Below are 9,981 nucleotides of genomic sequence, written 5' to 3' on the forward strand. Positions count from 1 at the left end.
CTGGATATAGCCTGCCGCTTGATAATCCCAACCGGCAGCAATATAGCCTCCATCGGGCGTGTTCTCTACGAAATCGCCAAAAGATGCGTCATGAGGACAATATGTCTTTATCCAACCTGCCTGCAGATAAAAAAGCAAACCCGAGAAGAGTAACAAAAGAACCCGTTTCGGCATTGTCTCCTCCTTAAATATATTAAGCTTGATTCGTTTCATGTCAAGAGGACGGCGTTGAACGCCGTCCTCTGTGTATAATCATCAGTCTCCTGCGAGGTCGCCCCACCATGTGTCAGGTCTCGATGGATGATACCAGCCCTTCCACTTGCCTCTTTCGGTGCCGTTGTAAGCCCAGCCGCCGGGAGGGTTAAGTCCCTGACCCACGTAGTAGGTGCCTGTTCCTGAATCGTAGGATGTATTGCCTCTGATCCAGTTCTTGGTATCCTTACCCCAGTAGCCCTCGAACTTGTTTGGCGTTGAGCTGGTTACAAGGGTTCCCTGCCAGATGTAGAAGGGATGCAGACCTCCCCAATCGCCCGTTCCGTAGCCTGACCAGTCGGTGTCGGCGAAAGCCGCTGGACATAAAGCAAGCGCCAGAAGCGCCGCTATTGCGAAGCGCTTGAGTTTCAATGCATTCTCTTATGGTTAGAAAGAAGAGCTTTATTGCTCTTTCTTACCCCTTGATTGTAAAAAAAAAAAACGCAAATGTCAAGGTTTGGGCAAAAACAATTTTAATATTCCGCCCTCCCACCGTCTCCTTGACATACCTTCCATTGTAGGTTAAACTCCCGAGTGTCTGAGCGCAAGCAAAAGCCAAAACACGTGTTGAAGCCGCACCCCAATCTCTGGATATTGTCCGTTCTTGCAGGACTAGTGATTATTGGTGCAAGCATGGCATGGCAGAGTGTGTTCTCTATCAGGCGCAATCTCGAGCTTACCGAAGGCGAGATCCGGCCCCTGGGGTTTGCAAAATCGGACTCCCTCTACCTGCACAAGTTCAGGCTCACGTTCTATCCAGAGACCCAGTCCATAAAAGACTATCAGGCGCTCGTTGTCTCCCGCATCGGCAGGGTATTCAGCCTGGATACAATAAGCCTTAATCATCCATTGAAGAGAGGTTCAAAGCGAATCTCCATATCGGGCTACGGGCTTAGCAAGGACTCGGTATATCTGAGATTCATCCTGATGACGCCCTGGGCAGATTCCTTGACGTACGAGTTTCCTCCGGAGGGCGTTATAGATGACGAGCGCTTTCCGATGCTCATCTCGTTCGAGAAGTTCCACATAGACCGCTCGCAGCTCTGGCCGCTGCCCGAGGTGCCGGTCGTGAACGTGAAGATAATCGAACCCGGCAAGCTTGTCGCAGAAAAGAAGATGCGGGCCCCGGACTCGCTCGACTTCGAAGGCTACAGACTCTACTTCGACGGCATAAGATTCAGACCCACGGCAACGTTCGTCTGCACAAAGGACTCGAGTTGGATCGCGGGATGTGCAGGTCTTGCATTGCTCTTGTTCGGACTCGTTACGGGCTTTGTAGTGAGAATGCGGAAGGAGTCACGTGAAACAAGGAGAGGCGATGCTTGATCCCTTCAAGCTCTTCGCGTTCGAGAGAACCGCCCTGCCCATAATGGAGGCCTTGTTCCTTCTTGCTGCAATATTCTACTCTCCGCCCGCGATGAGCAACAAAAAACTCTTGAAAACCGCGGGCTTCGTGATTCATATCGCTGCCACGGCGATTGTCGCCGGCTTCCTCGTGATGCGGTTCTTCATCACCGGCCACGCGCCCTTTGTCGTGCTGTATGAGACGCTCGTCTACTTCGCGTTCTCGGTTTCATTAGTGTTCCTTGTTCTTTCATGGCGCAAGGACTCGTTCGGCTACGGACGGGGCGCCGCTATCTTTTCGTGGATACTGCTTCTTGCCGCACTCATAAAAAGACTTGTGGACCAATCGGGAACCTACCCGCGCTACCTCTCCCCCGCTTTGACCAACGCCTTGTTCGAGCCTCATGCGGCAGTTGCGTTTCCTGCTTACGCTTTATTCGCCCTTGCCTTCATGGCTGCGTTCACGTCTCTTACTGCATCGGATAAGGAGAAACGGAAGCAAAGGCAGTCGCTAGCCGAGTTCTACCTCTGGCCCGGAATCATTCTTTTCGTGATCTCAGCCGGGCTCGGCGCAATGGCGTCGCGGACGTTTTTTGGCTTCTGGTGGTCTTGGGAAGCCAAGCAGATAGCCGCAATAGCGATTGCTGTCATTTTTGCGCTAGCCTTGATAACGAGGAGTTCGAAAGGAAAAACAGCAAGGCTCTTCCCATGGCTCGTGCTTTTGGGCTTTGTGGTGGTGATTTTAACCTGGCTCGCAACAAATTCGGGCCTGCACGAGTTCTTGTAAGGCTTTTAGGATGTTTGGACTACTCTTCAACCCGCGCAGGTTCTTCGACGAGATAGAGCGTTCAAAGCAGCTTTCCTTCCTGCTCGTGGTCCTGCGCTGGGGCGCGACCGCTTCGTTCGTCATCCTGCCTTTGTGGCTCATGGAAATGCTTCCCTTCACGAAACCGTGGCTGCCTATATCTTCGGACACATACTACTTCTGGGAGCTCATATTCCTTCTTCCGTACGGAATCGGTCTCACGTACGCAGTATCCGGCTTCTCGACTATCTTTCTAAGACTCTGCGGACGAGCGGGCGCCGGGTTCAGAGAGGTGTTCGCCATCGTATCCTACGGTCTGTTCCTTCCCTGGATACCGTGTCTTATATGGGACTTATTCCTGATATTTACGAATCACTGGACGCTTTCGTGGGCGATTCCCGTTCACTCTGCGGCGCTTGTAGCTGAGTCGTCGCTCTACGTCTGGGGCTTCAAAAGGGTCTTCGGAACGCCGTTGTGGAAGGCTATACTCCTTGGCATACTTAACAGCATCATCTTCTGGGGTCTTTCAGCGACTATCGTAAGATAGCGGGAAGGATGGATGACTTGAGAAAGCTTATGCCGCCTGTCTTGACCCTTATCTTTCTTGCCTGCACATCTCGAACGACACTCAAAAAAACCTTCCAGTTTTAATCGACGAGTTTTCCGCTGGCGGCTTTACTGTGAGAGCATACGAGTACAGTGAAAATACAATATCTTACTGGAAAACAATTTATGCCTTTCCAGTATACGAAGATGAGAACGACCCTTTAAGGGTTATCGTACTCGAATGGCATAACCTTTTCGACATCATGCAGGGGTATTTCTTAGAAGAAAGCTTTGAGAGTGGAGAACACGTAACTTATGAAATATTCGAGCAGAAACCTTCGTATGAGGAACTAAAGCAGAAAGTCATCGATATCATGGAAGATTGACGAACCCTGTTTTGCTCCTAAAATAGAGATAAGAAGAAATTCATGAGTATGAGGAGGAAACATGCATGCACGAATAGGTTTAGATACAAAAATCATAAAACGAAAACCAGAACCGAGTCCAACCACCAGTTCCTTCGTTTGGAGCATAGATACCGTGCTTGCCAGACTCGGCATAGAAGTTCCCGTATACGATATAAGGGGCTTTTCGTTGAACGCTTTTGCAATATGGGCGCACCCGGATAAGCCTGTTGAACTCTGGAGCAACGCCAATTCCGATCTCTTTGCGGATAGCATGCTGCGTTCTCTCGGCCTAAGAGGAGAACTGCTATCGGCTCCTGAAAAGGAAACCGATTTATGGAATTATTTCCTGCGCCACTGGAGCGCAAGGGTTATTGAGAATTTGAAGAGGGGGATTCCTGTAGTGTGTTCTGAGGCGTGGTCAGAATCCAGCTGGGGCGTAATAACGGGCTGGGACAGCGAAAAGAGAACGCTCATGGGTTATATGCCGGGCAGACTGACCGAAAGAGTAAACGAATGCTGGCCAACCAAGATTTTTCTAATAGGCGGCTCCGCAATCCCCTTTCCTTATGAAACAAAAATAAGGATAGTTCTCAAACAGGCCTTTGAACTGGCATCCAACCACATAAAGAAATCCGGCTGGCTGAGCGGCATAGACGCTTATGTGCTTTGGCTTGAGAACATCAAGGAGTACGCAAAAAAAGCGGTTCATCACAACAGGATGGCTCAGTGCCTTGCCGAAGCGAGAGCGGACGCCGCAAAATTTCTCACCCACCACGCGGAGTTCGACAGCTTTGAGGTAGGCCGGATGATGATTACGCTCGCTAAAAGGTATTCGCAAGCCTCAGACAATCTTAAAGAGGCCCAGAACTCCCAGAGTTCCAGACCCTTTTTGAAGGCCGTTACCGAAGCAATGAAAACGGAGGAAAAGTCTCTCGTTCTGCTTGAGGAGCTTTTATTCCGTCTCGAATAGTTGACAGAAAGCTCCATCCACATATCCTTAGGGTATGGGAGACATGGTTTGAGAAGAATAGTCCTTTGCTTTATTATTTGCGTTTATCTTGCTGCCTCGCCCTGGGAAACGGCAAATCCCCTGCATTCAATTGTTGCATCTCGTGTAATTGAACAACAGCTCAACACCGCTGAAAGCGTTCGATTCAAGCTTGAGGCCCGGGGAGGCTTAGCGTATTCTTCCTTCAATAAAGAAGATACGACACCTCTCATACCAGGCTCCATATCTTTTTTCCCCGGAATCCAATTCGATGCCGCATACAGAAACATTGAAGCCGGGCTTCGTGCTGAACAGATTGTATCCGCTCAAAAAAAGGGAACGCTCCCTGATTCGGCATATAAATCAGATTATATTGGAGCCTACCGTACATCAATACAGGCTTTATGGCAGCCTTTGTCATGGATGGCAGCATCCGCCGGGTACAACCATTATCTTGCTTCGAAAAAAGAAGATACGCTTTTGAGCTTCTCTCATTCGCCTTCTTTTTACGCAGGTCTTTTGTTCATTCCCGCTGACGGTGCAAGACTCGGTATCGACTGCATTACTCCTTGTTTACTGTCTTTCGAATCGGAATCAGGAATTAAGGATACAGTCTTCATGCCCCTGATATTAGAGGCTTCTGTCTTTTTCAACATTAACCCTCAGTTCGATTTCTATGCAAGTTCGCATTTTTCAAAGAGCTTCAGTAAATATGATTCAGCCCGAACTATCCTTAGCCCACTAGGCATCAGGGCTGGCGTTGACTATAAGCTGACACCGTCCCTCATCGTCGGCCTGGAGGGAAGCTATTCCGGGTCGTCCACGTACAACCTGGAACCATACTGGAACGATTACGAAGCCATCTCGGTTGCAGCAAATGCTTCGTGGGTTTACGGTCCGTGGAGGTTTTCAACCCTTCTCGAAATGTCGAGATCGTTCGCGCTTACTTCGGATGAGCCGGACGCCACATCCTATTCATTCCAGCTCTCCGTATCCTTAAGGATCTGATCTTTACCTTGACTTAGACCCATTAATTTCTACACTTAAACAAAATTAACCTAGGAGACGGAATGAAAGCAGATCCCAAGCATTCTCTCGCAGACCTTTTCAGTATGGCAATAAAGGCCGAGATAGAAGCCCAGGAAATCTATTCAAGCATCCACGCGCAGTCCAAAAATTTCATTCTCAAGGAGAAGATGCAGTTTCTTGCATCAGAGGAGATGAAGCATGAAGCAATCCTAAGAGGCCTGTACAGACAGCAGTTCGGCGATGAAAAGCCGCGGATACCGGACGAGACAATGGCTCCTGTTCCAGCCTGGAAGCCTGAGGAGGGAGGAAAGATAAGCAAAGTTCTAAAAGCCGCGATGCAGACCGAACTCGATTCGAACATCTTCTACCATGAGATGGCGCAAAGGGTCGATGACGCAAGCCAGAAGGCAATGTTCAAGTACCTTGCGGCAATGGAACAGACGCACTACCACCTTCTTGAGGTTGAATACAACGCCGCTCTCGAGATTGAGGATTACGACCAGTTCGACCCGGCCGTCCATTGGGGAGCGTAAGCTACGTATATGCGCGAAAAACTACCTGGCAACTTGACGCTGGCATTCTGCGTCCTATAATGTAATAAGAGAAAGAAATTAACCCTCCCCTAACCATCAACCCCTCCCGCGAGCGGAGTAAGGCAACTTGCCCCGCTCGCCGTTTTTTTACGCCCCAAGAAAATGCTTCACATTTTTTGGGGGACCCCGTTAAGTTAGGATCTGAAGAACAATATTTATGAGCAAAAACAGAACAAAAGATGGTCAAAATCGGGGTCCCCACAAAAGATAAGCGATTTTGCGGGGTGGTATTATTCTTTGATGAAGCCTATGCGTCTGTTTTTTGCGGTCATCTTTATAAAGTATTTCAGGCTTCTTTCAAACATTTCCTGCCCGTGCCTTTTTCGGCTCTCGATATAAGCAATGCGGATGCGCTTATAGCTTTCAGGGAAGTTTTGAAAGTTCTTCCACGCATCTCTGTCGGCCTTGAGCGATTCAAGTATCTCAGCAGGGACAACGAATCGAGTTTGAGGACTGAAGGCGTGGGCTACTGCCGCAAGTCCGGCGTCGGTCATTCTTTTCTGAACTATCAGCTTGCGGATTCGTTCCCTGTTAGCCTGCGAAAGATTGCTTCCTGGTTTCCTAGGGGAGAATCTCTGAGCGAAGCTTTCATTGTCAATGCGTTTGACGGTGCTGTCAATCCAGCCAAAACAGAGCGCCTCGTCCACAGCGTCGTTGTATGATACGCGCGGCTTGCCTGTCTCCTTCCGGTAGAAAACAAGCCATATCTCTTGCTCGGTCTTGTGATGCTTTTTTAGCCAGGCGCGCCACTTAGCAGGAGCGCTCGTGTAAAAGGTTTTTCCAAGCTTCATTGGATGTGGCAGCGACGGGATTTAGTGTTCATTGAGTTTATGATATTGGGTCGGGGAATTTTGTCAAATGGTTTTTTTTCACGACTTTCCTCACTTTATTATGACTCACACCCTAAAAGGCTGAAGGAGATAGATGGATGATTCTGAGTCATGAATCTTTCAGAATCTCTATGGAACGGATAACGTAGTCCTTGCCTTCTACTATCTCGAGCCCACCGCGCCCGCACCTTGGGCATGCAAATACGGGCAAAGTCGTGTGAAGCAGGGGGTCATCTTTGACTTCCAATGGACCCTCGTAGTCGCAGACCTTGCAGCGCACCTTTGCAGGCACGGTCTTGCATGAGATTTCGGCGTCGGACGCCTCCGAGTTCTTGAAGAGTTCCCTGAGCCAGAACGTCACCTGTTCCGGGTTGAGGAACGTGAGCTCGCCTATTTCGAGGGATATGGTTTCGACCTTTTGCGCCCTCTCCCCTCTTGCGCTTTTAAGCACCGTGACCGCTATTGCCTCGGCCACGGACATCTCGTGAGCCATTTAGAGTCCGAGCGCCGAGATGAGTTCGGGAATGCCTTCAGCCGTCCTCGCGGATGTGACTACGACTTTAGCCTCCGGATTTATGCCGTGAATGTCTTCAGTGAGAGCTTCGACTGAGACATCCATTGCCCGGGCCATATCGCTTTTGTTGATGACCGCAACCTGAGCCTCGGCAAAGATATAAGGGTGCTTCTTGACCATGTATGGGCCCTCGGTGACTGAGACTACAACGACGCGCATGTCGGTTCCCAGAGGAAAGTCGCCCGGACACACAAGGTTGCCTACGTTCTCGATGAAGAGAAGATTGGTATCCTCAGGGATATCCTCAATGGCATGAGCGACGATGTGAGCGTCAAGATGACACTCCTTGCCCGTGTTTATCTGGAAGGTCCGGACGCCGTGCGCAGCGATGCGGTCGGCGTCTATTGTCGTGGTCAAGTCGCCTGCAAGAACGCTGATGCGGTAGCTAACCTTCAATGCCTCGGATAGCTTCTCAAGCGTTGTTGTTTTTCCTGCACCAACGGAACCCATGAAGTCGAAGGAGCGGATGCCGCGCTTCTTCAGGTTTTCGTGGATTTCTTTTGCAAGTTCCTTGTTGTGAGCAAGAAGACTTTCCTCATTCGAGAGATCTATGCCGAAATTTCCGTGTGTTTTGTGCATTACTTCTCCTTTAGCGCTCCCCGAATATCAATAGTGTCGCCCGGCTTGACATTTCTTGATGAAAACCAGCCCGAGTCCATCTCTATTGCGTAGATGTAGGATTCAAAGGGCATGTGTGCGGTCACCGTGTCGTAAGGCGCCATCTCGTCAAGACCTACCACCCGTCCACCAGAGTTTATGAAGGCTATTGAAAGCGGAATACGGGTGTTCTTCATCCAGAAGGAATAGATTCCTTCTCGTTCGAAGACGAACAGCATTCCAGAGTTAGACGCAAGAGAGTCTCGGAACATGAGTCCGCGGCTTAGCGTTTCGCGATCCCGTGCAACCTCGAGTTTTACGTTTGTCCCCTTTATATTGATTGTAATATAAGCCGGTTCCTTGATCTGGTTGTTTTCGTTCTTTTTGTCCGTACATCCGATAGACAAGAAGTATGCGGCTGCGAGAATGCAGCATGAGAAAAATCTGTGCAAGAATCTCCGCCTTCTTAGACCAGTTCCAGATTCGAGAAACTCAGTCCCAGTAGATGAACCTTCCGCAGTTAGGACAGTTGTTCACGGTGTTTGTATGTCCCGAAAGTTCAGTGGGCACCTTGCTGAAGCAGCCGCCGCAGAAATCGTGTATCACCGGAACCACTGCCCAGTCCTTGTACCGGCTTATAATCCGCTGGTACATCTGGTGTATCGAGGGATTGAGACGCTCGACAAGCTTCTCGCGCTGCTTCAAGAGCATCTCTACCGGGTCCTCGCCTGCAGTTTTGAATCCTATCTTCTGGAACTGTGATCGCATCTCCGTATTGCGCCAGTCCTTAATCATGTAATCCAGATGCTGAAGTTCAAGAAGGGTTTTGAGTTCTTCCGACATCAGAGATTGTCCTCTATCTCTTTTACCAGTTCGACGAACTCCTCAGGTGTTGCAGGCTTTTCGTAAGTCTTTTTCTTAAGAAGTTCCTGGCATACCACAGCGACTCTTCCGAGGGTGATAAGGTACTGGTTACCTGGGTCCTGGGGCGGTGCCACAATGAGAAAGAAAAGATTGACAGGTTTTTTATCTATTGCGTTGAATTCTACGCCGTCTTTAGAGCGGCCTACCACTATTTCCAGATTCTCGACCACTAGCGAGCGTCCGTGAGGTATTGCCACTCCCTTACCGATTCCGGTTGAACCCAGCTCCTCACGTTTGAGCAGAGTAGAAACCAGAAGATCGGAATCTTTTTCCTTGTGAATAAGCGTCACAAGTTCGCGCAGCACATCGGTTTTCTTCCGCGCTGCAAGTTCGAGTTTTATACGGTCCGGTTTAAGCAAGCTATAAAGCTTCACAAAGCCTCCTTTGCACCGTCCAATATAAGATAAAGATTTTTTTTAACATGTCAAGGTTTTTCGCTTTTATTAACGTTTACTTTTTTTGCATCTCCCCACAGCTGTTCAAGCCCGTAGAACTCCCTCGTTTCGGGAAGAAAAATGTGAACAATCACCTCTACAAAATCGATAAGAATCCAGTCGCCGCCTTCAAGCCCCTCAAGATGATGGATTTTCCAGTCTGTTCTTGCCCTATCCCTTATATGCTCGGCGAGAGACCGTGAATGCACTGAGGATGAAGCCGATGCAAAAATAAAGTATTCGGTAACGCTTGAAAGCTTCCGCACGTCGAGTATCTTTATGTCTTCGGCCTTCTTTTCATCAAGCATGCGCGCTAACTTCTTGGCGAAAGCGGATGTCTGCTTCATTGTATTGTCTCCGTTGTGTCAGGAAGGTACTTCCTGTAGTCGTCTCCGACAATAAGCGTAACCCAAACTGGCGTAAGGGAGTCCAGTGATTGCGTAACTGAAGACCTGTCAAGTCCAAGGGTCCTGGCAAGAGTTCTGGCATTTATATTGTCCGAGCTTCTTCTCTCTATGATGATGGTTTTTGCGAATTTCTCACGCGAATCCCCTACTGACAAAACATCATATCCTCTCACCCTCAGATATGCCATCGTTCTTCTGGCAACGCCGGACACCCCGCATCCGTTAAGTATCTCAACTCTTATGGGAACGCC

Annotated in this window: 16 protein-coding genes; 7 read left to right on the top strand and 9 right to left on the bottom strand. The window is 49.2% G+C overall.

Annotation, left to right across the window (positions count from 1 at the left end; genetic code table 11):
* Both GX441_02000 and GX441_02005 read right to left on the bottom strand, forming a co-directional pair.
* The coding region (locus GX441_02000) for a hypothetical protein (protein NLI97415.1) at positions 1 to 174 on the bottom strand (174 nt) is incomplete at its 3' end.
* Positions 175 to 255: 81 nt separating this feature from the next.
* A complete protein-coding gene (locus GX441_02005) occupies positions 256 to 624 on the bottom strand; it encodes a hypothetical protein (protein NLI97416.1) in 369 nt (122 codons plus the stop codon).
* A 162-nt stretch (positions 625 to 786) separates the two neighbouring features.
* Between GX441_02005 and GX441_02010 the strand changes: the two genes are divergently transcribed.
* The 7 genes from GX441_02010 (at position 787) to GX441_02040 (ending at position 5,904) form a co-directional block, all read left to right on the top strand.
* Positions 787 to 1,578, top strand: a complete 792-nt coding sequence (locus tag GX441_02010; GenBank protein NLI97417.1) for a cytochrome c biogenesis protein ResB — start codon at positions 787 to 789, stop codon at positions 1,576 to 1,578.
* Complete coding sequence (gene ccsA / locus GX441_02015) at positions 1,553 to 2,383, top strand: cytochrome c biogenesis protein CcsA (GenBank protein ID NLI97418.1); 831 nt, start codon at positions 1,553 to 1,555, stop codon at positions 2,381 to 2,383. Before GX441_02010 ends, ccsA begins: the two co-directional genes overlap by 26 nt.
* Positions 2,384 to 2,393: 10 nt before the next feature.
* Complete coding sequence (locus tag GX441_02020; GenBank protein NLI97419.1) at positions 2,394 to 2,948, top strand: hypothetical protein; 555 nt, start codon at positions 2,394 to 2,396, stop codon at positions 2,946 to 2,948.
* 133 nt (positions 2,949 to 3,081) lie between these two features.
* Positions 3,082 to 3,333 carry a hypothetical protein gene (locus GX441_02025; GenBank protein ID NLI97420.1) on the top strand — a complete coding sequence of 84 codons (252 nt, stop codon included), beginning with the start codon at positions 3,082 to 3,084 and terminating at the stop codon, positions 3,331 to 3,333.
* 61 nt (positions 3,334 to 3,394) lie between these two features.
* Positions 3,395 to 4,324, top strand: coding sequence for a hypothetical protein (locus tag GX441_02030; GenBank protein ID NLI97421.1), 930 nt, complete (start codon positions 3,395 to 3,397; stop codon positions 4,322 to 4,324).
* Positions 4,325 to 4,372: 48 nt separating this feature from the next.
* Positions 4,373 to 5,350 (top strand): autotransporter domain-containing protein, encoded by a 978-nt coding sequence (locus tag GX441_02035; protein NLI97422.1) that lies wholly within the window; start codon positions 4,373 to 4,375, stop codon positions 5,348 to 5,350.
* 62 nt (positions 5,351 to 5,412) lie between these two features.
* Entirely contained in the window at positions 5,413 to 5,904 is a 492-nt protein-coding gene (locus tag GX441_02040) for a ferritin family protein (GenBank protein ID NLI97423.1), read from the top strand.
* 290 nt (positions 5,905 to 6,194) lie between these two features.
* Here the strand turns inward: GX441_02040 and GX441_02045 are convergent, their stop codons facing one another.
* The 7 genes from GX441_02045 to rsfS form a co-directional block, all read right to left on the bottom strand.
* Entirely contained in the window at positions 6,195 to 6,755 is a 561-nt protein-coding gene (locus GX441_02045; GenBank protein NLI97424.1) for a hypothetical protein, read from the bottom strand.
* A gap of 148 nt (positions 6,756 to 6,903) precedes the next feature.
* Positions 6,904 to 7,287: a hydrogenase maturation nickel metallochaperone HypA gene (locus GX441_02050; GenBank protein ID NLI97425.1), complete on the bottom strand. Its 384-nt coding sequence runs from the start codon at positions 7,285 to 7,287 to the stop codon at positions 6,904 to 6,906.
* Complete coding sequence (gene hypB / locus GX441_02055; protein NLI97426.1) at positions 7,288 to 7,947, bottom strand: hydrogenase nickel incorporation protein HypB; 660 nt, start codon at positions 7,945 to 7,947, stop codon at positions 7,288 to 7,290.
* Entirely contained in the window at positions 7,947 to 8,237 is a 291-nt protein-coding gene (locus GX441_02060; protein NLI97427.1) for a DUF192 domain-containing protein, read from the bottom strand. The genes hypB and GX441_02060 overlap by 1 nt, the downstream gene beginning before the upstream one ends.
* 220 nt (positions 8,238 to 8,457) lie before the next feature.
* Complete coding sequence (locus GX441_02065; GenBank protein NLI97428.1) at positions 8,458 to 8,808, bottom strand: hypothetical protein; 351 nt, start codon at positions 8,806 to 8,808, stop codon at positions 8,458 to 8,460.
* A complete protein-coding gene (locus GX441_02070) occupies positions 8,808 to 9,263 on the bottom strand; it encodes a PTS sugar transporter subunit IIA (GenBank protein ID NLI97429.1) in 456 nt (151 codons plus the stop codon). The genes GX441_02065 and GX441_02070 overlap by 1 nt, the downstream gene beginning before the upstream one ends.
* A gap of 50 nt (positions 9,264 to 9,313) precedes the next feature.
* On the bottom strand, positions 9,314 to 9,631 hold the full coding sequence (rsfS, locus tag GX441_02075) for a ribosome silencing factor (protein ID NLI97430.1): 318 nt from the start codon (positions 9,629 to 9,631) through the stop codon (positions 9,314 to 9,316).
* Between the last annotated feature and the right edge of the window lie 350 nt (positions 9,632 to 9,981).

It is taken from the genome of bacterium (genome assembly GCA_012517375.1).
In the GTDB taxonomy this organism is placed as follows: Bacteria; Hydrothermota; Tepidihabitantia; order B3-TA06; family B3-TA06; genus JAAYVC01.

Excerpts from the sequence above, each read along its gene's own strand:
- GX441_02020 (NLI97419.1), top strand. The coding sequence starts at position 2,394 with ATGTTTGGACTACTCTTCAACCCGCGCAGGTTCTTCGACGAGATAGAG.
- GX441_02030 (NLI97421.1), top strand. The coding sequence starts at position 3,395 with ATGCATGCACGAATAGGTTTAGATACAAAAATCATAAAACGAAAACCA.
- GX441_02040 (NLI97423.1), top strand. The coding sequence starts at position 5,413 with ATGAAAGCAGATCCCAAGCATTCTCTCGCAGACCTTTTCAGTATGGCA.
- GX441_02045 (NLI97424.1), bottom strand. The coding sequence starts at position 6,755 with ATGAAGCTTGGAAAAACCTTTTACACGAGCGCTCCTGCTAAGTGGCGC.
- GX441_02050 (NLI97425.1), bottom strand. The coding sequence starts at position 7,287 with ATGGCTCACGAGATGTCCGTGGCCGAGGCAATAGCGGTCACGGTGCTT.
- hypB (NLI97426.1), bottom strand. The coding sequence starts at position 7,947 with ATGCACAAAACACACGGAAATTTCGGCATAGATCTCTCGAATGAGGAA.
- GX441_02060 (NLI97427.1), bottom strand. The coding sequence starts at position 8,237 with ATGTTCCGAGACTCTCTTGCGTCTAACTCTGGAATGCTGTTCGTCTTC.
- GX441_02065 (NLI97428.1), bottom strand. The coding sequence starts at position 8,808 with ATGTCGGAAGAACTCAAAACCCTTCTTGAACTTCAGCATCTGGATTAC.
- rsfS (NLI97430.1), bottom strand. The coding sequence starts at position 9,631 with ATGCTTGATGAAAAGAAGGCCGAAGACATAAAGATACTCGACGTGCGG.